The following is a 21646-nucleotide window of genomic DNA, read 5'->3' as shown; positions in this document are numbered from 1 at the left end:
TATTCCATCCAAACCGCCACTCCCACAGCGAAACCGATTCCGGCTCCCGTTCATAGTCCCAAAAAAAGGAAGCGTATCGCCGTAACGATACGCTTCCTTGGCACTTCTACAGCCGTATGTACACGATACGGCCATAAAACGCAAAAAGAGAGCGCATGATTACGGTGAACGTAGCCATGCGCCCGCTGCTAATGGGGATTCCTCACCCCTGATTATCAATGGGTTATGACGCTTGGACGGATTACGTTCATTATTTTTTTCATTTCCACAACTTCATTCGCCATAGGGTTGACAACATTATGGAGTACAATCATGATCCGTAATCCTCCTTTCGAAAATTAAAATCTATTTGTCACTTTACCATCGGTTGAAAATACTGTCAATTCCTTTTTTAGAAATAACCCGGATGATACCGCCGGCACCTTATACATAGCCAAACGCAGACGGCACATATTCAATCATCGAATCGCCATGAAGCGTCAGCTTACCCTCCGCTTCGTTGTAGGCGGCGCCTTGTTCTTTTACATAAAACCACAGCTTCCGAACCGGCGCGCCTTCCGCCGTCTCCGGGAACAAGAAGACATTCAGTTCGCTGCTCCAGCGCAGCAGTTCCTTTATACTTTCCGTCAAAGGCGTCTCCGCTTCCAGGCGCCAGTGCCCGCCGCCGCTTGCATAATCAAGGCTGTAGCGAATCTCCTGCTTGGAACTGTCCAGAAACACTCTTCCCCCAACTGCATGTTTGATTATGAATGTATCCGCCATCGTATGAATGCGCCTCAGCTTTCCATCAAGGTAGGTCAATCAGCATAAAATAAGCTTGTTCCGAATCGGGGTTCGAAAGCAGCACATCCGGCTCGAACTCCATGCGCGCCGTATCCCCCGGCGAGAGCGTCTTGTCATTGGCACGCAAACTCCCGTCAATCATAAACAGAAACACTCTTCTGCCGCTTTCCTGCTTAAAATAACTTTTATGCCCTTTGCCCAGCTCGCCTAAGTAAATCGTCACATCCTGATGAATGCGGGCGGTGCCTTCACGTCCGTCGGGCGTTACAACAGGGAGCAGTGCATTTTTCATGGCAGAGCGGCTGGGCGAGACCGTCTCATAGCTGGGCTCCAGCCCTTTCTCCTGCGGCATAAACCAAAGCTGCAGAAACCGGCCGTCCGCTTCAGCCGAAGGATTGTATTCGGCATGAATGATGCCTGTTCCCGCTGTCATCCGCTGCAGTTCCCCTGCCGAAGATACTGCAACGTTGCCCAGATTGTCCTCGTGTTTAATCTGGCCTCTCAGCACTAGCGTCACGATTTCCATATCGCTGTGCGGATGAGCGCCGAACCCTTTGGAAGGCGCAATGGTATCGTCATTACAGACGCGCATAACGCCAAAGCCGGTATTATTGGGATCAAAATATTCGCCAAACGAAAAACTGGGATAGCTTTGCAGCCAGCTGTTTTGTACAAAATAACGCGCATTTGCCGGGGTTACCTGGATCATGCCGAATCCTCCTTTTTGCATATCAATTGTTTGTTAATTAACTTACTATTATATAGTCATAAAATGCAATAGACACTTCTTCCAAAGGGTATACTATAGCCCTATCGCGACAGGTGTACTTATCTGAAATATCTGATAAAAAAACGAATAAAGGGGATGCGAATAACCGTGACGCAGCCGTACGGCAACCGGAGAAAAAGACAGGAAGACCAGCCAAAAAGCTTAGTGACAGAAAAGGATATCGATCCGAAGTTTGGACTTTTTACGGAAGAAGAAACGATTAACGGGCACTTAACAAGCGCTTTCGAGGAGTTGAACCGCCTTGCTCCTAAGCCTGAGGAACGGCCGGAACGGAACAAGCCTGTGTAACAAAGAGCAGCATCATCCAACAAGATATGTAGTCTATTGTACCATCCTGAGCTGACATTGTCATGTCATGGCCCATTCCGGCCGCAACGCCCATTCGGCAGCCGCTCTTCCATACGGTTATGGTGCTGGCCGGGTACGGGCGGCGTCCATACAACAAAGGCGCCCCTTGCGTAAGGGGCGCTGGACTGTTTGTTCGTTAAGACGACTGCGTATGAATTTCCGGCGTTTTTTCGCCGTAAATTTTTTTGGAGAGCAGCGTCTGCAAAATCATAAACGTGCCGCCCGTGACCCAATACAGCGGTACGGCTGCCGGCGCGTTAAAGGAAAAGATCGCCATCATGACGGGAGAAAGCAGCCCCATCACCGCCATCTGCTTCTGCTGCGCAGAGTCCATGCCGATTTGCGAAACGCGGAACTGCACATAATAAATCGCTCCCGCAAGGAACGGCAAAATCATATCTTTTTGGCCAAGCTGGAACCATAAGAAGGAATGCTGAGCAAGCTCAGGCGTCTGCTTGATGGCATAATACAAGCCGGACAAAATCGGAATTTGAATAATCATCGGCAGACAGCCCATGGATAACGGATTAAACTGGTGCTGGCCGTACAGCTGCATCATTTCCTGCTGCTTTTTCTGCGCCGATTCACGGTCTGTTTTGCCTTTATATTTTTCATTCAGCTTGTCCAGTTCCGGCTTCATCACCTTCATCTTGTCTCGCATCGTCTGCTGGCTGCGGTATTGCCGCAGCATAAGCGGCAGCAGAACGAGGCGAATCATAAGCGTTATGATGATGACGGCAATGCCGTAGTTGCCGCCGAAAAAGGCAGCGATATGCTGAATGAGATACGACAGCGGATAAATGACATAGTGATTAAAAAATCCCGGCGTGTTCGCGTCGATCGTGCCGGTTTTGGAACCGCAGCCTGCAAGCAGCAGCAGCGCGGAAAGCGCAGCATACAGCTTCGGCTTCTTGAAAATTGATTGTTGTTTATTCATAAAGGTCTGTTCCTCCCTGTTGGATGAAAATAAATTTCATAAACAGAGAGCGGCACAATCCGAGGAATCGCCGTCCGGCGACTCTTTGCGCTTAATGGACCTCACAAGCTTGCGCCCAAGCGGCTCGCGTACGCTGACCGCTTCCTGGCGGGCATCCTGCAATACCCGGTGGCTTGCATCCGCATGCCAAATTTCGCTTATTTCCCGATGCTGCCGGAACAAAAAGGCGGCATACGCAAATGAAGCAATAACGCTAATCGAGAAAAAATACGGGATCAGGTCGTGAAGCTCAAACAGCGCGCCCACCTCCTCCAGCCTCCAAAAAAGGAATCATAATAGATCTATTATACCGAGATGAAAGGCGTTTTGTATATGGCTTGACCGGATCTGGAATCCATTCACCTTTGCAGCCTATTGCTTGTAATAAGAGAATAATGTTTCCACCGGCTTAAAATAGAGGTGTCCATCCTCCCACGGCTGAAAATGCAAATCCATCCGCGAATCGTTCCAGTTCGCCGGCGTGCCGGACGTTGCAAGCTTTTTCGGTACGACAGGGGGCTCCACAACAGCAGGAAACTCCTGATATCCAAACAGCAGGTTTTCGTGCATGGCAATGATTTCGTATTTGGGTCCGTGAAACGCCTGCTCCTCCTGCAGCTGGTAATGATAATAAATATAACTCGCCGTCATTTCCGGCTTTAAGTGGGCAACGCGGCCAACCCTCCGCTCCGCCGGCTCCTTGCGCCGCCAATGCCCGGCGCTGGCCGGCTCGTTGAAATGGAACACATCAATCATCGGAATCCAGCGCCTCGGAGCGGCCTGTCCCGGCCATAACTCCAGCCACGGCTCTATAAGGGACGGTAGAAGATCTGCCGGTCCGGGCTCTGTGCCCAAGCATTCGTAATATAAAAAAACATTGCGCTGCCAGTGAAACGCAGCCGCCGTCATCAGCATGCCGTCCTGAACAAGCTGCTGCGCTTCAGCGCTTTGGCGAATGGCTTCCAGCCCTTGCTCCAAGAAAGGCTGCTTAAGCTGCGCGCGCATAATAACGCGTTTGACCATCACGATCTCCTCCTGCTAGGTAATCGCTTTCTTTCTATTACTATCCCACACCGGGCTGCAAGTTGTCTATTCGCCTCGGCGCACATGCCGCAGCGCAATTCCCGGTTTGTTGTCTGCCGGGGCTTGCCTGTTGCAGCGCAGCCCCGGGTTGTCATCTGCCGGGGCTTGCCTGTATACAGCAGCAAGTTCTATGATAAAAAGGTACATAACTATGCGGAGGAGGTTTATGAATGGACTACCGTCGTTTAGGCAGCAGCGGGCTGCAAGTTTCATTGCTTGGGCTTGGCACTAACGCATTTGGCAAACGGGCAGATGAGCAAGCTTCCGTCCGTATCGTTCATGCCGCGCTCGACAGCGGCGTGAACTTCATTGATACCGCTAATATTTATAGCGGTACGGAATCGGAACGCATTATCGGCAAAGCGCTTGCCGGCAGAAGGCGTGAAGCGGTGCTGGCGACAAAGGCCGGACTGCCGCGCTCCGAAGGGCCAAACGGCCGCGGCTCGTCGCGGTTTCATCTGCAGCAGGAGCTGGAGGACAGCCTGCGGCGGCTGCAGACGGATTATGTGGATCTGTATCAAATCCATACCTTTGATCCGTATACTCCGCTCGAAGAAACGCTCCGCGCTTTGGACGACATGATCCGCAGCGGCAAAGTGCGCTACATCGGCGCTTCCAACTATGCGGCGTGGGAGCTGATGAAGGCGCTTGGCATCAGCGACAAGCTTGGTTTGAACCGGTTCGTATCCATTCAGACAAGCTACTCGCTCGCCGACCGTACGCCGGAACGCGAGCTTGTTCCGCTGGCCGAAGACCAAGGCGTAGGCATCATTCCCTATTTTCCGCTTGCAGGCGGCATTTTGACCGGCAAATACACTGCGCCGGACAATGTTCCTCAAGGCTCCCGCGCGGAAACCGACCCGAGCTTCAAACGTTTCTTTGCCGAGCGGAACATGCAGCTCGGCCGTGATGTTGCCGGGCTGGCCGCCAGCCTGGGCTGCACGCCAAGCGTGCTGTCGCTGCGATGGCTGATGGAGCAGCCGGCCGTCTCTACCGTTATTGTCGGCGCGACAAACGAAGCGCAGCTGCTGGAGAACAGTGCCAGCTTGCAGCTGAAGCTGGATTCGGCCGCCCTAAGCAAGCTGAACGAAATCAGCGATTCATTCCGTTTAGGCGAACCGTTTGCTTCGTACCGCTTGTCCTAGCCGGATCAACAGACCGTTTAAGCGAAAGCCCTTATCGGCGCCTTAAAAAGCATGCATGAAATGCAGGCGAAATAAGCTGCATTTTTTTTGCTGTTTCGGCATCATTCATCTCTTGATTGGAGTAAAAACAGTGCATGACTGCTGCTATAACCGCCCTGTCAATTGCCCGCCGCGTCCAGCGGCGAAGCCGCACCATCGCTCGCCGCTCAGCGCACTGCGCCGCTTCGCGTTTCACCCGCTATACGCGCGTCGCTGCCGCTGCGCTTTCCGCAGCATGCGCGAAGCGGCGCGTCAGCCTTGCAGCGCGTTGCGCACGCTCAAGATGTAGCGCGCCTGGTCCAGCGGGTTGACGCCGCGCCGCTGGCGCTCGGCGTCCACGTCCGGCGGGCATTCTTCATACCCGCCAAAAAATGTGGCGATCGTGCCGCGCCCTTTGGTCAGCGAATGCAGCTCCGTCGCATATTCGAGCGACGTCGCCGCCGGCACGCGGCCTTCGATAACAATCCGGTCGCCTTGCAGCACCGGCGCCTCGCACATGCCGCGCATCAGCGTAATGTCATGCATTACGCGTCCGCCGTACTCTTCCGGCACCACGATACGGAACTGCCAAACCGGCTCCAGCAGCTTCGTTGTCACCGCCGCCAGACCGTTCATAATCGCCATCGGCGTCGCTACTACAAAATCAAGCGGATGCGTGTGCCAAACATGATGTTCGCCGTAAATAAGCGTCACCTTCAAATCGACGACTTCCCAGCCTTTCAGCCCCTGCTGCAGCGCTTCCGGCACGCGGCGCGCCACTTCATTCTGGTATTGCGGGAGCAGCTGGTCGGCGCGAACCTGCGTATCGTATTGCAGCCCGCTGCCCCGCGGCCCGGGCTCGATCCGGAAGCGGAGAATCGCCCAGCAAGGCTTTGGCATCAAATAGGCGATATAGCCTTCCCCTTCGCGCGCCGGCGTCTCTTTATAAATAACGGAAGCTTTGCCGAATGTGACGGGCAGCCCGTACCGGCTTTGCAGCACATTCGTTAAAATTTCCAGCTGTATCGGTCCCATCACTTTCACATGCAGCTCGCGTTCGTCCTGCAGCCACTGCACATCGAGCAGCGGGTCTTCGTCGGACAGCTCCTGAAGCGCCTGCACCAGCCGCGGGTAATGCTGCGGCTCCGCCCAATGCGCCTGCACCGTCAGCAGCGGCACGGCAAGCCGCACCTCCTGCGGCACCGCTTCAGGGTCGCCCAGCACATCGCCGATCCGCACGTTCGCCATGCCGAATACAACCGCAATATCGCCCGCCTCCAGCAGCCCGACATCCTCCTGCCGGCTGCCGTCGGTTTTACGGATTTGCGTCACCTTTTCCTCGATTTGCTGCGTGTAGTTAAATATAGCGTCCCGGTTGCGGATAGAGCCGCCGTACAGCCGGACATACGCCATCCGCCCCATCGCTTTATCGCGTTCGATTTTGAACACGACGCCGGAGAGCGGCGCGTCAGCCCCGCCGGCGGGAGCGGGCAAATAACCGGCAATCGCATCCAGCAGCGAAGCGATGCCGATGCCTTTGCTTGCCGCTCCATACAGCAGCGGGAAGATCCGCCCGCTCCGCGCCCATTCCGCAGCCGTCGACTTCCATTCGGACGGCGCAATCTCCCCGCCCGATACATAACGCTCAAGCAGCTGCTCATCCCGCTCCGCAAGCGCTTCCCAAAGTGCGGTGCGCGCCTCGTCCCAGCCGGCAGCCTCTGCTGCGCTTGCGCCGTCCTCCGCCCATAAATCAGCGGAGCCGCTGAACGAATGCTCTTCGCCGATAGGCAGCTGCACCGGGATGGCATCCGGCGACAAATAGCGGCGAATTTCCGCCAGCACGCGCGCCGGGTCCGCGCCTACCCGGTCCAGTTTATTCATAAACAGCACCGTCGGAATGTTCAGCTTGCGCAGCGCATGCCAAATAACTTCCGTCTGCGCCTGCACCCCTTCCACGGCCGATACGATAAGCACCGCGCCGTCCATCACCCGCATCGAACGCTCCACCTCGGACAAAAAATCGACATGTCCCGGCGTATCCACCAAGTTAATGCTAATGCCGTCCCATTCCAAAAAAGCCGCCGCCGCGCGGACCGAGATGCCCCGTTCTTTCTCCACATCCATTGAATCGGTTACCGCCGTGCCGGAGTCTACGCTGCCAAGCTCCCGGATTCGTCCGCTGGCATACAGCATATGTTCTGTTGTCGTTGTTTTCCCGGCGTCAACATGCGCAAAAATGCCAACGTTCCGCCGATTGATCGCTACATTGCTCATCGGTGCCGTCCCCTTTTCCTTCTCCCGCCGCAGGCCAGCGGCTTGTCATCTATCCCCATGATGCCGCATCCTGCCGCAACGTTCAACCCCGCTTCACAAAAAAGGAAGATCCCGCCTGCGTGAACCGGTCCCTGATCGAAAGCCGGAGCGTGCACGATTCGCCGGCGCGCCGGACAAAAAAAGGCGCTTTCCGCTGCTGCCGCTGCGAAAAACGCCTTCGATTGATTTTGAACAACCCGCCTTGCTCGTCTTCACCACATCGCCAGACGTTAATGCACGGCTGCCGCCGCAGGCGAATCGTGTTTCACCAGCGCATGCTTCTCCCACTTGCGGCTGCGCCAGCGCAAATACATAATAACGGCGCGCGCCCATTCGTCCGAGGCGATCGCAAGCCAAATGCCGGCCAGCCCCATATGGAATACAAACACAAACAAATAGCCAAGCGACAAGCTCATCAGCACCATTGTAAAAAAACCGACCCACAGCGGGAATTTGGCATCTCCTGCAGCGCGCAGCGAATTGACGAAAATAATGTTAAAGGTACGCCCCGTCTCCAGCACAATGCTGAGCAGCAGCACGTTTGCCCCGATCCGGACCACTTCGGGATTGGAGGTGAACAGGTTCATCAGCTGCTCGCGGAACAGAATAATGAGCACAATCATAACAAGCGTCACGCTGATGGCCCATTTTACGCTGTCCAGCACCCGTTTATAAGCGGCATCCTGCTGCCCGGCCCCGATCTGCCGGCCAATAATAATGCAGGTGCCAAGCCCGATGGCAAAAGCAAACAAATAAATAAACTGCGAAATGTTGCCCGCATATTGCTTGGCTGCCATCGCCTCGTGGCCCAAATATGTGGTGTAGTACAAAAAGATCATCTGGCAGCCCTGGTACATAACCTGCTCCAAAGCGGAAGGAATGCCGATTTTTAAAATTTTGCCCATATACTCTCGGGACAGCCGCACGTAATATTGCAGACGGATCCGCACTTCCATTACGCGATACAGCAGCCACAGAAACACAAGCAGCGCGCAAAGACGGCTGAATACCGACGAGATTGCCGCACCTTGCACCCCAAGCTCCGGAAAACCAAGCTTGCCGAATATAAGCACATAATTGCAAGCGATATGAATAACATTCATGCCCATAGATACATACATCGCTTCCTTCGTAAAGCCGTGCACCCGGACGATTGCCGCCATCGAATTGATGAGCGCCTGAAGAAATATGCCGCCCCCGACAATAACGAGATAGCTTTGGGCATAATCGAGAATATCCCCCTGCAAGTGCAGCGTCTTCAGCATAAAACCGTTAAACAGCAAGAACGCCGCGCTTACCATCAGTCCGGCTATGAGATTCATCGTAATGGCATGCGCCGATATTTTGGACGCTTCCACCATCTTCTTCGAGCCGATATATTGAGCCACGACAATGGAAGCGCCGTTGCCGATCACTTCGAGAATTAATATCGCGATAAAAATGTACTGATTGGATGCGCCCACGCCGGATACCGCATCGTCGGATATGGCCGACAGCATAAACGTGTCCGCAATGCCCATCAGCATAAACAAAAAAAGCTCCAGAAAAATCGGCCATGTCAGCTTAAACAAATTCATTGGTTGGGCTGAAGCCTGATCCGGGCTATTTGAGCTGTCTGCTCCCAAGATGTCACCTTCTTATCCATCATATTTCCAAATAACAAGTCGTATCGTAGCATATCTACTATAGGTTTGCATCCGATTGTGTGCACATTTACAAAATCACATACTTATATGCCCGTATTGTGGAAACCATGATAGCCTTACATGTTGTCCGGCCGGCGCTACTGGACTTAAGTCCAGTCCTCTTCTCTTCTCCAGCAGGAGGATGAAGCTCCGTCCCTATGGTATGGTTAGATCAACAGGAACAATACGACCCGAAATTTATAAAAACAAAGGAGTTTTAAAGGTGAATAAACGTTCCATTCTAGCTTCCTTTCTTATTTTACTGGGCGTCTGCCTTATGCTTGCAAAAGGAGATTCGCTTAACCCGGGGCAAATGATCGGCTTGTTTTGGCCTACGCTTTTTGTGATTCCGCTCAGCTTGTTTTTCCATTGGCTGTATTTCTTTATGCTCGCGCCTAAAGGTTCGGGCGTGCTGATTCCCGGCGGCGTACTTATGACAACAGGCGTCGTCTGCCAAATTGCCATGCTGATGGGCAACTGGGAGTACATGTGGCCCGGTTTTATTTTGGCGCCTGCCGTCGGCCTGTTTGAATTTTATTGGTTTGGCCCGCGCAACAAATGGCTGCTTATTCCGATTAACATTTTGACCATCTTGTCGCTGCTGTTTTTCGCGTTGTTCTCGCTGGGGACGCTGTTCAACCAGCTGATGGGCGGCGGCAAAACGATTGCGGCAGCCGTGCTTATTCTGGCCGGTGCGCTGGTATTGTTCAGCAAAAAGAAAGATGTGTAAAACGAAAAAGCCCGCAGAAGCGTAATCAATACGCCTGCGGGCTTTTTGTCGGCACCTCGGCCGGTTACGCTTGTTTGGCCGCTTCTACATCAATCGTAAACTTCACTTCATCGCCAATCAGCACGCCGCCTGTTTCCAGGACCGCATTGTAGGAGAGTCCGTAGTCGCTTCTTCTTAGTACGCCCGAAGCGCTGAAGCCTGCCTTCTCATTGCCCCACGGGTCCCTGCCGCTTCCTTCAAACGAAAGCGCAAACGTCTCGCTTCTTGTTACGCCATGCAGCGTTACGTCTCCGAACAGATCATATTCGCCGTCGCTGTTTCGCACAATGCCGGTTGACCGGAAAGTTAATGCGGGATAGTTGTCCAGATCAAAAAAATCAGCGCTGCGCAGATGGTTGTCGCGGTCCGCATTACGTGTATCGACGCTGTTCAAATCTATGTTGAACGCGATGCTCGCATTGGCCAAGTCCTCGAGATCCGCTTCAATTGAAGCATCAAATTGATGGAACGTGCCTTTCACCTTTGCAATCATCATATGTTTGACGTAAAAATCAACGCTGCTATGCGCTGCGTCCACAACCCAATTTGTTTTAGCCATTGTCCGTTCCTCCCTGATATATTACTTTTATTAATTTAATTACTTTATTATAGTATCTTTGCTCATCTTATATCGGCTGCAGGCAGCTGTCAATTGTTTATGGCAAAAAAAAGCGGCGGAGGATGTACCTCCGCCGCTTTCCGGCATGCCCGCATTCCGGCGTCTTGCGCCGCTGGCTGATAAATCATATTGCCGTTACTTGCCTTTCTGCCCTTGACGGTCCCTGACGGCTCCTGTCGGCACCATAGAGCCCCGCCGATGCCGCCGCCCCGATCAGCCCGTAAAGCCATGCATCGCAACAGCAGCCATAATGAACGCTCCAACGCCATGCAGATCATTGCTGCTGGTCGGGCGGGTAACGTAGTTGCCGTAGTCTCCCGCCGAAGTTCCGATACATATGCCCGGCATCCGCAGCCGCCCGCTGCTGTCCTGCTCCATCCTGGACGCCAAGCCGTCGAACCCTTTGCTGGCAGCCAGCAAATAACTGCCGCCCGCTACTCCCTGCCGGACGGCAGATGCAATAGCGTACACAAACAGGCTGGAGCATGATGTTTCGAGCCAGTTGTCCGGCTCGCCGCCTTTATCGACAACCTGATACCATAAACCGCTGCGTTCGTCCTGATATCGGACAAGCGCTCCAATAAGCGCAGCCAGCTCCGCGGCAAGCTCCTCCCGGGCCGGATCGGCCGGCGGCAGCAGCCCGATGAACTCCGTTAACGCCAGCGCGTACCATCCGATGGAACGGCCCCAAAATTCGGGCGAGCAGCCCGTCTCCGGGTCCGCCCAAGGCATCCGGCGGCTTTCGTCCCACGCATGGTACAGCAGTCCGGTCCGCCCGTCCTTCATATGCGCGCGCATCAGCCGCTCCTGCCGGAGCGCCAGCGCCCGCAAATGCCCTTCGCCGTACGAATTGGCATATTGGAGCGCAAATACCCCGCCCATATACAAGCCGTCGAGCCACATTTGATACGGGTATTTGTCTTTATGCCAAAACCCGCCTTCCGATGTTTGATTCAACGTACCGAACAAGCCGCACAGCTTATCCGCGGCAATCCGGTATTTGGCTTCGCCCGTGCGCTCATGCAGCCGGAACAGCAGCAGTCCCGCTTGAATCGAATCCAATTCATCCCGCGCAAAATACAAGTTGCCATGCTCGTCCACCAGTTCATCGACATACCCTTGAATGTACGTATCGTACCGGCTGTCGCCGGCTGCCCGCCCCAGCTGCTCCAATCCGCACAGAAAGACGCCCTGATGATAATGCCAGCGCCGCGCCGGCGGCAGCTGGGCCGGCGTATATTCGCCCATGACGGCGTCCGCCGCCGCCGCCGCCCATTCCAGCGGCGTACGCTGCTGCACCTTATGCTCCATAATTGTCTCTCCTCCTCAATAACTTCGCTGTCCGGAAAACCCGTTACCCTTTAATGGAACCGATAAGCGCCCCTTTGGCAAAATGCTTCTGCAGGAACGGATAAACCAGCAGAATAGGCAGCGTCGCCACAACGATGACGGCCATTTTGACCGACTGGTCGGGCGGCGGCACGGCGGAATCCAGCGTGGAGCTGTAATCCATGCCCGAGGCCAGCACGACAATTTGCCGCAGCAGCACTTGAATCGGCCACATCGCGCTGTCATTCAAATATAAAATCGCACTCAAATACGTATTCCAGTAAGTCACTGCGTAAAAAAGCGATATCGTCGCAATCGCAGGCATAGAGAGCGGCAGCACAATCCGGAACAAGATGCCAAAATCGCTTGCGCCGTCTATTTTGGCCGATTCCTCCAGCCCTTCAGGGATGTTCTGGAAAAAGTTGCGCAATATGATCATATTGAACGCGGTTATCGTCGAGGGCAATATAAGAGCCGCATAGCTGTCGACCAGCCCCAAATTTTTGACCACAAGAAATGTCGGGATAAGCCCGCCGTTAAACAGCATGGTGAATACAACAAGGAACATCAGCAGCCTGCGGCCGTCCAAATCTTTGCGGGACAAGCCGTAAGCCATCAGCGACGTAACGAGCATGCTGAACAGCGTACCGGCAGCCGTAATGCCGATCGACACGCCCATCGCCCGGAATATCGTATTGGTCGAAAAAATAAACCGGTACGCCTCCCAGCTCCATACGGTTGGAATAAGCACGAATTTTTTGGCAGCCAGCTCGGCATTGGTTGTAAACGATCCGGCGACTACATGGATAAACGGGAGAACGGTAACAAGCGCGATAACAGCAAGCAGCGTATAGTTGACGGCGGCAAACGTCCTGCCTCCGATTGTGCGGTCTTCGACCATCGTGATGGACCTCCCTTGGCATCAGTAGATGCCTTCTTCTCCGAATTTCTTGGACAGCTTGTTGGCCGCCATAACGAGGATGAGGCCAATAACCGACTTGAACAACCCTACCGCCGAGCTGTAGCTGAACTGCATTTGCCGCAGGCCGGCCGTGTACACGTACGTATCAATAATTTCTGCAACGTCCCGGTTCATGGAATTAAGCAGCAGATATACATGCTCAAAGCCCAGTTCCAGCACATCGCCTATTTTCAAAATAAGCAATACGATAATGACGCTCCGGATCGCCGGCAGCGTAATATGCCAAATTTGCCGAAAGCGCCCCGCCCCGTCCATTCTGGCCGCTTCATACAGCTGCGGATCGACCGACGCGATCGCCGCCAAATAAATGATCGTTCCCCAGCCCGCTTCCCGCCATATCACCTGAATGATATAAGTCGGGCGGAACCATTCCGGGCTGAGCAGGAAATTGATTTTGGCCATGCCAAGCGATTCGAGCAGCTCGTTAATGACACCGCCGTCCATCGTCAGCATGACATAGCTGATCGAAACGATAATGACCCAGGACATAAAATGGGGCAAATAAACGAGCGTTTGGAAAAAACGTTTGAAAAACGAAACCCGCACTTCATTAAGCATAAGCGCCAATAAAATCGGCACCGGAAAATAAAAAACAAGATTCATCCCGAACAAAATAAGCGTATTGGCCAAAATGTTCCAAAAATCGGGCTGCGTAAACAGCCTGCGAAAATGGTCCAGCCCCACCCAATCGCTGCCAAACACGCCCTTAAACGGCTTATAATCTTCAAACGCAATAACAAGTCCAAACATCGGCACATATTTGAAAATGATAAAATAAATGAGTCCCGGCAATATCATCAAATAAATCCACTTATTCCGCCACACGCGCTTGCCCAGCCCGCTTCTTGGACGCGCAATGGCCGCCTCCGGTTGTACGGCCGTATCCTCCATAGCTCCACTTCCTTCCGCTATTCACTGCCAGTCTCCCTGCTCATCGCCATGAAGCTAAACCCCGCTTTGCCTTATGCCGGAAATGCCGGTCCGCCAGCCGGGCAGCAACACGCATTCGCGCCCGGCTGGCGGAAATTAAGCAGGTTATTTCTTATAAGAGGCATTAAACTCCTCGATCATTTTGTCTCCGCCTTGCTTGCGCCAATTATCAATTGCCTTCTGGAAGCCGGCTTTGTCCAGCTGGCCGTAAATATATTTGTAGGTGGCATCCGTAATCAGCTGCTGCAGCTCGACGCCCTTCTCGGCATACGTTGCGGAATCAAGCGCAGCGGTCGGATCTTTAACGCCTGCTTTTTCATTCTCGATAATAAGCTGTTCGACATGGATACGGCCCGGCAGCTCGTTCAGCGGCTGGAACATGCCGTTTGTTTCGGCTTCGCCGATTACGCTGTCCTTGAACGGCTTCACTTCGCGTTCCACCAGCTCTTTGTTGTCGGAAACTTTGGCCTGGCCGTTCACGACGGTATAATGGGTGCCTTCGATGCCCCAATACATCAGGTTGGCAACCTCCGGAGTCATCATCTTGTCAAAGAAGGCTAAAATACTCTTCAGCTCGGCCTCATCCTTGATCGCCGATTTCGGGAACAGGACCACGTTGTTGTAGCCCGGAATTTCCCATTGCTGCACCTTGCCGTCCGGTCCGGCAATCATGCTTTCGGCATCGAGCACGGCATCCGGCACGTTTTTAACCAAATCCTTGTTCAGCGAGTCGATATCCTGCATCGAGCCGCCGACATAAATGCCCGCCTTGCCGCTCGTAAACAAATTGACGGCGTCCGTTTTGCTGGTTGCGGCAAAATCCTGGTTTATATAACCGCCGTCGCGCAGTTTTTTGAAATAATCCATCGTATCTATATAATTTTGGAACATAAATTCCGGCTTCAGCTGGCCTTCCTGCTCGCCCCAATAGTTTGGCGTGCCGAACCAGGCCGAAACCGTCTTGAATGCCCCGTACACAAGCTCGTTCCGGTCGGCAAAGCCGATCGTATCCTTTTGCCCGTTGCCGTCGGGATCCTGCTCGGTAAACGCCTTGGCCATCGCAAACAGCTCGTCGACGTTTTTCGGAGGCTGAATGCCCAGCTTATCCGCCCAGTCCTTCCGGTAAATCATGCCCTGCCGCGCCAGCGGGCGACCGATGTACAGCGAATACAGCTTGCCGTCCACCTTCGTATTGTCCAGAATGTCCGGCTTCAGCTTGCTCAAATTCGGGAATTCGCTCATATACGGGCCAATTTCCCAGAACTGGCCGTCTTTGATCGCCGAACGCATTTGCAGGAACGTCGTCGAGTTTTTCAAATACGTCACCTGCGGCAGCGAACCGGTTGCAAACGCCGTATTTAGCTTTTCTTCATACGTATCCGCAGGGAAAAATTGATAGTTCAGCTTCGTGTTGGTCAGCTTCTCCAGCTCGTTTTTAATCGTGTCGGGCGGTGCCTCGGACGTATTCAGCGGAAGCATGATCGTAATTTCCGTCGGTTTGGCGTCCTTGGGCGTTTCTGAAGCCGCCGCCGGCGAGCTGCTGGCGCTTGCGCCCGAGTCGGCAGAAGGCGTTTCGCTCGCCTCTTTATTGCCGCCGCCGGAGCATGCCGCCAGCAATACCGCTGCCGACATTACGGTACATAACGCCGCAGAGAAAGAACTTTTTTTCATTGCGCTTTGACCTCCATTTTTTTATTTGAATGGTTGAATAAAGGCTGCACCTTGAACAGTACAAGGGACGCCCGGTTCCGTATACAATCATTTGCTCATATGCTCCCGCGCGAATGGCCGCTCTGAGCAAATGATTATCCGGCTGCCGCGATGACACCACGGCTCAGCTTGCAGCCGTTAACGAACGCGCAAGCGCATAAAAAAGCCCTGCCGGCGCGTTTCTTCACGCACCGGCAGGGCTGCTGCTACCGTTTTAAATAGGCTGCCGTATATTCCCGAATAATATCGTTGCCGCCGCTTTCGCGCCAGCGTTCCGTTTCATGCTTGAATCCCTGCTTATCAAGATGGCCCAACATATAATTGTAGGTCGCGTCGATCACAATTTTGCTCAGCTCCGCATTCTGTTCATCATACGTTTTGGATTCCAGGCTGACGGTCGGATCCTTCACCAGAAATTTATCGTTATCTTCGCTAAGCCTGTCGGCCAAGGCGGTTAATGTTTCTTTTTCCGCCACCTCCATCACATTCGGGTTGCTAATATCCGCAATCATAAGCGTATATAGCGCATTAACCTCTTCCACCCGGAGCTGCGACGTTTCCTCCGGCAAATGGACAGCGCCGTTCACAACCGTATAATGCTTGCCTTCCACGCCGTACTTCATCAGATTGGCGACATCCTTATCCATCGTCCGGTCGAAAAAGGCAAGGATGCGGAGCAGCTCGTCTTCTGTCTTGATCGCTTTTTTCGAAAATAAATAGAGTCCGTTATAATTCGGAATCGACCATACCCGGTAGCCCTCCGGCCCTGCAATCCGGTTCGCCAGCGTAAATTCAGCATGCGGGTTGATGACCTTCGCTTCCTCATAAAGCCGCTGTACATCCGTCATGCTGCCGATGTAGACGCCCGCTTTGCCGGTAATGAGCATATTGCGCTGCATATCTTTGCTGGCTACCGCAAAATCCCGGTTGATCAATTGCTCGTCATACAGCTTTTTAAAAAAATCCATCGTATCTTGATAAGCCTGCGTCTCGAATTCCGGAATGAGCGTGCCGCCTTCCGCTTTCCAATTGTTTGGCGTGCCGAAGTAGGACCCGATCGTCTTGAATGCGCCGTACACCAGATCATTGCGGTCAGCCAGCCCGAACGTATCCGCTTTGCCGTTCCGGTCGGGGTCGCCGTATGTAAACGCATAAAGCATATCGTACAGCTCTCCGATCGTCTGGGGCAGCTCCAGCCCGAGATTGCGCATCCAGTCGGCTCGTATAATCGCTCCTTGGCGGGAGGAAGGACGCTCTGTATATAAGCCATATACGTTGCCGTCCACCGCAGCCTGCATCAAAATATCTTTGTTCAGCCTCTGCAAATTCGGGAACCGGTCGAGATAAGGGCCAATTTCCCAGAAAGCGCCTGCACGGATCGTATTTTTCATCAGCACATAATCGGTATTTTTGACGAACGTTACTTTTTTAAGCGAATTGGTTGTGAGCGCCGTATTCATTTTGTCCGTATAAATGCCGTCCGGCACCCAGTTGATATCCAGCTGCACGCCCGTCAGCTCCTGCAGCTTATCCATCATCTCCCGGCTCGGCGGGGTCGGAAAATGAAGCGGCGCCATAATGGAAATGGGCGGCGAATTATCCATACCCGCCGCTTGATTATCGGCCGCTATCGTTTTGCATGCGCTTACAAAAAGAAGCGCCGTAACCATCAGCAGCAGCTGCAGCAGCTTGCCTGCCGGCATCCCCTTCATCATCAGCACCTCCTCTTATTCACTCGCCGTCCCGCGCGCGGCAAGCGTTTTGCGCCCCGCACCTGACCTATTGATTATCGGAACAAGCAGATGATTATTGCCCGCGCCTGCCGGTTCCACTAAAATAGCAATACAGTAACTTTAGTCGAAATGAGAAGGTGGTGCTTCCATGCGGTCCTTAAGCTTTTTGTCCAAAATGACGATCTTCGGCTTGCTGCTCGCCACACTTCCGGTACTGTTCATCGGAACCTTCTCGTATTTAACGTCATCCAGCGAAATTCAAAAAAACGTAAACGCCGGAAAAAACCAGCTTCTTATGCAAATCAACTCCAATGTAGAGCAAAAGCTGATTACTGTCAATCAAACGTTAAATCAGGTCATTAACTCCACCGTCATGAAAAAGGCGTTAACCCGGCCTATAAATGAAAACGATTTCATAATGTACAACGATTTGCGCAATGAAATCCGGTACATGCAGTCGTTTGATACCCGGCTGGAGGATGTCATTTTGATCAATGCCAAATATAACTGGATGATCAAAAACTCCGGCTTGTACCCGTTCGACCAATACAGCTATTACAACCAATTGGCAGGCCTGATGAAGCTGCCGGATACAACCTCCTGGGTGCTGAACCCTTCCGACTGGTTTTACAGCGAGGAAAATAAGGGCAGCAACAGCTGCTCCGCCAGCATCAGCCTGGTCAAGAAGCTGCCGGTCACCGGACCGGACCCCTACGGCCTCGCGATTGCCAATATTCCGGCCTGCAGTATACAGGACCTGCTGAATGCGGACGGCACCGCCTTGTCCGGCATTATGATTTTGGACGACACCGGCCGGATCGTGCTGCATGCCGACCATAACCTGATCGGCCAGCCCGTCAGCCGGATCGGCCTAAGCGACCTTACGCTGCTGCATGGCGCATCCGGCCAATATAAGACGGCCATCGGACCGAAACCGTATTCCGTCACCTATTACCGTTCCGAGTTAAACGGCTGGGTGTACGCCACTTACGATTCTATTGCCAGCATGACCAAACAGTCTAATAAAATCGGCCTGTATACGATTTATATTTGCACGGCGATGCTGCTCATTTGCCTCGTTGTCGCCTGGATCGGCTCGCGGCGCATGTATTCGCCGATCGAACTGCTCCTGAATCAGTTCGGGCACCGCAAGGCGGAGGGCAAACGAGGGACGCTTAATGAATTTCAGCTGATCGGCGAGCAGGTCAGCGCCTTGTTCCAGTCCAAGTCGCGGCTGGAGGACGAGGTGCGCAAGCAGCTGAAGCAAGTGCGTACTTTTTTTCTAATGCGCGCGTTTCAAGGCAAAGCCAAAACGAAGGAGCTGAACGACCGGCTGGAACAGTTCGGCTACAGCAGCCAGCTGGCGGAATGGCGCACGATGTCCGTCATTGCCATCCAGATCGGGGCGCTGGACCAGACAAAATATAGCAAGCAGGACACCGAGCTGCTTCTGTTTGCGATTCAGAACATGGTGGAGGAGCTGATTCCGGCGGAGCAGCAGCTCGCTCCCGTTGTGATCGACCACACCGTAGCAGCGCTGATCGGCAGCCCGGAAGGCGATCCTGCCTTGTTCCAGCAAGCGATCTATTCTTCAACGGAGCAGCTGATGGAGCAGATTACCGGTTATTTAAGCCTGCAGGTCAGCATTGGCATGAGTTTGCCGTTCCGCGCAGTTAAGGCAATGCCAACCGCCTATAAAGAAGCGCTCGAAGCGTTAAAGCACCGGATGACGCTGGGCGACGGCCTTATTATTCAATTCGAGAGCATTAACTCCGGCAAACCGTATTTGAAGCTGAACTATCCGGTCCCTATCGAAAGCGAGCTGATGGACGCCATTAAGCTGGCGCATGCGGAACCGGCGAAAGAACTGCTGAATCGGCTGCTGGCTCACATTTTCACAGCGGAGATGTCCCCGCAGGACTATCAAATTCCGTTAACGCGGCTGCTGAACCAGCTGCTCATGATGATGCAGGAGTCCGGCATCGGCTTGAAGCAAATATATTACGGGACGGCTACGCCGCTGGAGGAACTGCTGGACTGCCGGATTGTGGCGGAAATCGAGGATTGGTTCTGGTCGAAAGTGATTGTTCCGATGATGAAAGTGTACCGGGACCGCCAGGAAGAGCAATACCATAACATTTCGGAGAAAATAATCGACATGATTCAGCGCGATTACGCCACCGATCTGACGCTGGAAGAATGTGCGTCCAGGCTTCATTACAACGCGAATTATTTAAGCAGCGTGTTCCGCAAAGAAACGAACTATTCGTTCAGCGAATATTTAAGCGCCTACCGGTTTACCGTCGCCAAAAAGTGGCTGTCCGAAACGGATATTCCGATCAAGGATATTGCCGCCAGGCTCCGGTACAACAACTCGCAAAACTTTATCCGCTCCTTCCGGAAGCAGGAAGGGCTGACCCCCGGCCAATACCGGGAAAAAACGACGCTCTCTCCGCGTGCGGATAACGGGGCATAAACATAAACAAGGGCTTTCCTTGTTGCCGGCCAGCCGGCTGCGAGGAAGCCCTTCTTATTTATAAGGCAGATATGATTACTTGGCACTTGCTTATTATTCAGCAGCGCTCTCCGATTCTTCCGAATCCGTGGATGCCGCAGCTTCCTCTTCAGCAGCAGCTTCTTCCTCTGCCGCTTCTTCTTCTGCCGATGCTTCTACCTCAGCGGCTTCTTCCTCCGCTTCTTCCTCTGCAGCAGCCTCAGCCTCTGCTTCTTCTGCAGCTTCTTCTGCAGCTTCTTCTGCAGCTTCTGCTTCTGCTTCCGCAGCAGCTTCTTCTTCAGCAGCGGCCTCTTCTGCAACCGCTTCCAATACTTCGTCTTCCGATTGAACGATTTGATCCTCTTGGCTCATTTTGTTTCACCTCCCTTGTCCGATTACTATTAATTGTATCTTTTTTCCTAGAAGGCACAAGAGGTGTAAATTGTCGTTACCTGTTGCTTTCTGGCGTAATTCATTACAAATTATTTCAAGCTGCAGCTAAGGCTGCAGCTTGAATGAAATAAACTTGGTATCCATCTGCTCTTCGACCGCATAACGGATGCCTTCGCGGCCTATGCCGCTGTCCTTGCGCCCGCCGTAAGGGATCTGATCGGTCCGGAACGTCGGAATATCGTTAATAATGACGCCGCCTGCGTCAATCTCGCGTGCCGCATAGAAGGCGCGGTCAATACGCGGCGTATAAATGCCGGCGTGCAGCCCGTAACGGGAACGGTTCACCGCTGCGACCGCTTCCTCCAGCGTATCAAACGGCGCGATAGATACGACCGGGCCAAACACTTCCTCGGCGACGACTTTCGCCGAAGGGTTGACGCCGGTCAGCACCGTCGGCGCCAATATTTGGTGCTCCAGCACCATGCCGCCGCATTCCAGCATGGCGCCGCCCTGCACCGCTTCGTCTACCCATTCGGCAATCCGCTGCAGCGCTTTGTTCGAAATTAACGAAGTCACATCCGTCGATTCCTCTCCCGGCGCGCCGATTTGAAGCTGCTCTGTCCGCCGGACGAAACGGGCGACAAACTCCTCATACAACGAACGGTGCACATAAACGCGCTGCAATGAAATGCATACTTGCCCGTTATAAACAAAGGCGCCTTCGACGCACCGGTCGATAATGGATGCAACGTCAATCCCTTCATCCACGATCAGCGCGGAGTTGGAGCCAAGCTCCAACGTCACCTTACGGAGGCCTGCCTGCCGCTGAATGATCCGGCCGACTTCCGGGCTGCCCGTAAAGGTCACGCCTTTGACATGCGGATGCGTCGTCAGTATTTCGCTCAGCTCGGCGCCCCCGCCCGGTATAATATTAAGCACGCCGTCCGGCAGTCCGGCGTCCCGGAACAAATCGGCCAGAAACAACGCGCTGAGCGGCGTCTGCTCGGCTGGCTTCAGCACGATGGCATTGCCGGCCGCAAGCGCCGGGCCGACCTTGTGCGCAACCAGGTTAAACGGAAAATTGAACGGCGTGATTGCCGTAATGACGCCAATCGGCGTTTTGACCGTAAAGCCGATCCGGCCGGTTCCGCCGGCAGCTGCATCCATCGGGATTTGGTCGCCGGCAATCCGTTTAGCCTCTTCCGCTGCAAAACGGTACGTCTCGGCCGTGCGGGCGATTTCCCCGCGCGCCGCCTTCACCGGCTTGCCTGCCTCCTGCACCAGAATGCGGATACACGCTTCACTCCGCTCCTCCAGCAGCGCCGCTGCTTGATACAAAATCTCGGCGCGTTTGTACGCCGGCATGTTCCGGTACGACAAAAACGCCTCGTGGGCATTCACAATCGCTTCTTCCGCCTCTGCGGCACTCGCCGCCGCAATATCCGCCAGCTTGTCGCCGCCGTAAGGCGCATACAACGGCTCATAGCGCGCGGCACGGCGCCACTCCCCGCCAATCCACAAATCGTAGCTTTTCATTCCGGCCGCC

General features: G+C 53.7%; 19 protein-coding genes. 4 read left to right on the top strand and 15 right to left on the bottom strand.

Translation table 11 applies throughout. The features are described 5' to 3' along the window. Positions 1-423: 423 nt before the first annotated feature. Positions 424-762: a hypothetical protein gene (locus tag ET464_RS15915; protein WP_129442566.1), complete on the bottom strand. Its 339-nt coding sequence runs from the start codon at positions 760-762 to the stop codon at positions 424-426. Positions 763-787: 25 nt separating this feature from the next. Continuing rightward, positions 788-1492 carry a pirin family protein gene (locus ET464_RS15910; protein WP_129442563.1) on the bottom strand — a complete coding sequence of 235 codons (705 nt, stop codon included), beginning with the start codon at positions 1490-1492 and terminating at the stop codon, positions 788-790. Positions 1493-1660: 168 nt separating this feature from the next. On the opposite strand from ET464_RS15910, the gene ET464_RS19885 reads away from it, so the two are divergent. Then, complete coding sequence (locus ET464_RS19885) at positions 1661-1861, top strand: hypothetical protein (RefSeq protein WP_165280027.1); 201 nt, start codon at positions 1661-1663, stop codon at positions 1859-1861. 196 nt (positions 1862-2057) lie between these two features. Here the strand turns inward: ET464_RS19885 and yidC are convergent, their stop codons facing one another. The 3 genes from yidC to ET464_RS15895 all read right to left on the bottom strand — a co-directional run bounded on the left by yidC (position 2058) and on the right by ET464_RS15895 (position 3920). Then, on the bottom strand, positions 2058-2858 hold the full coding sequence (gene yidC / locus ET464_RS15905) for a membrane protein insertase YidC (protein WP_129442560.1): 801 nt from the start codon (positions 2856-2858) through the stop codon (positions 2058-2060). Between the two features lie 36 nt (positions 2859-2894). Next, positions 2895-3164, bottom strand: coding sequence for a hypothetical protein (locus tag ET464_RS15900; protein ID WP_129442557.1), 270 nt, complete (start codon positions 3162-3164; stop codon positions 2895-2897). A 105-nt stretch (positions 3165-3269) separates the two neighbouring features. After that, positions 3270-3920, bottom strand: coding sequence for a hypothetical protein (locus ET464_RS15895; RefSeq protein ID WP_129442554.1), 651 nt, complete (start codon positions 3918-3920; stop codon positions 3270-3272). 230 nt (positions 3921-4150) lie between these two features. On the opposite strand from ET464_RS15895, the gene ET464_RS15890 reads away from it, so the two are divergent. Then, entirely contained in the window at positions 4151-5125 is a 975-nt protein-coding gene (locus ET464_RS15890) for an aldo/keto reductase (RefSeq protein ID WP_129442552.1), read from the top strand. Positions 5126-5416: 291 nt separating this feature from the next. On the opposite strand, the gene ET464_RS15880 is transcribed toward ET464_RS15890, so the two are convergent. Both ET464_RS15880 and ET464_RS15875 read right to left on the bottom strand, forming a co-directional pair. Next, entirely contained in the window at positions 5417-7417 is a 2001-nt protein-coding gene (locus tag ET464_RS15880; RefSeq protein ID WP_129442547.1) for a GTP-binding protein, read from the bottom strand. 269 nt (positions 7418-7686) lie between these two features. Beyond that, complete coding sequence (locus ET464_RS15875) at positions 7687-9033, bottom strand: MATE family efflux transporter (RefSeq protein WP_129442544.1); 1347 nt, start codon at positions 9031-9033, stop codon at positions 7687-7689. Positions 9034-9364: 331 nt separating this feature from the next. Here ET464_RS15875 and ET464_RS15870 point away from each other — a divergent pair, with 331 nt between their 5' ends. Next, complete coding sequence (locus ET464_RS15870; RefSeq protein WP_129442541.1) at positions 9365-9871, top strand: hypothetical protein; 507 nt, start codon at positions 9365-9367, stop codon at positions 9869-9871. 64 nt (positions 9872-9935) lie between these two features. On the opposite strand, the gene ET464_RS15865 is transcribed toward ET464_RS15870, so the two are convergent. The 6 genes from ET464_RS15865 to ET464_RS15840 all read right to left on the bottom strand — a co-directional run bounded on the left by ET464_RS15865 (position 9936) and on the right by ET464_RS15840 (position 17195). Then, a complete protein-coding gene (locus tag ET464_RS15865; protein ID WP_129442538.1) occupies positions 9936-10469 on the bottom strand; it encodes a YceI family protein in 534 nt (177 codons plus the stop codon). Positions 10470-10742: 273 nt separating this feature from the next. Then, positions 10743-11840, bottom strand: coding sequence for a glycoside hydrolase family 88/105 protein (locus tag ET464_RS15860; protein WP_129442534.1), 1098 nt, complete (start codon positions 11838-11840; stop codon positions 10743-10745). 43 nt (positions 11841-11883) lie between these two features. Further along, on the bottom strand, positions 11884-12759 hold the full coding sequence (locus ET464_RS15855; RefSeq protein WP_129442531.1) for a carbohydrate ABC transporter permease: 876 nt from the start codon (positions 12757-12759) through the stop codon (positions 11884-11886). A gap of 21 nt (positions 12760-12780) precedes the next feature. Beyond that, positions 12781-13731 (bottom strand): ABC transporter permease, encoded by a 951-nt coding sequence (locus ET464_RS15850; protein ID WP_129442529.1) that lies wholly within the window; start codon positions 13729-13731, stop codon positions 12781-12783. A 144-nt stretch (positions 13732-13875) separates the two neighbouring features. Beyond that, positions 13876-15441: an extracellular solute-binding protein gene (locus ET464_RS15845; protein WP_129442526.1), complete on the bottom strand. Its 1566-nt coding sequence runs from the start codon at positions 15439-15441 to the stop codon at positions 13876-13878. A 245-nt stretch (positions 15442-15686) separates the two neighbouring features. Then, entirely contained in the window at positions 15687-17195 is a 1509-nt protein-coding gene (locus tag ET464_RS15840; RefSeq protein ID WP_129442523.1) for an extracellular solute-binding protein, read from the bottom strand. Positions 17196-17361: 166 nt separating this feature from the next. On the opposite strand from ET464_RS15840, the gene ET464_RS15835 reads away from it, so the two are divergent. Continuing rightward, entirely contained in the window at positions 17362-19689 is a 2328-nt protein-coding gene (locus ET464_RS15835) for a helix-turn-helix domain-containing protein (protein ID WP_129442520.1), read from the top strand. A gap of 93 nt (positions 19690-19782) precedes the next feature. Here the strand turns inward: ET464_RS15835 and ET464_RS20025 are convergent, their stop codons facing one another. Then, entirely contained in the window at positions 19783-20079 is a 297-nt protein-coding gene (locus tag ET464_RS20025; protein ID WP_208543861.1) for a hypothetical protein, read from the bottom strand. 126 nt (positions 20080-20205) lie between these two features. Further along, complete coding sequence (locus ET464_RS15825) at positions 20206-21636, bottom strand: aldehyde dehydrogenase family protein (RefSeq protein WP_129442518.1); 1431 nt, start codon at positions 21634-21636, stop codon at positions 20206-20208. Between the last annotated feature and the right edge of the window lie 10 nt (positions 21637-21646).

The organism is Paenibacillus protaetiae (assembly GCF_004135365.1).
Taxonomy (GTDB): Bacteria; Bacillota; Bacilli; order Paenibacillales; family Paenibacillaceae; genus Paenibacillus_AP; species Paenibacillus_AP protaetiae.
The sequence above is the reverse complement of the archived record's forward strand: the minus strand, read 5'-3'. Positions and strand labels throughout refer to the sequence as shown.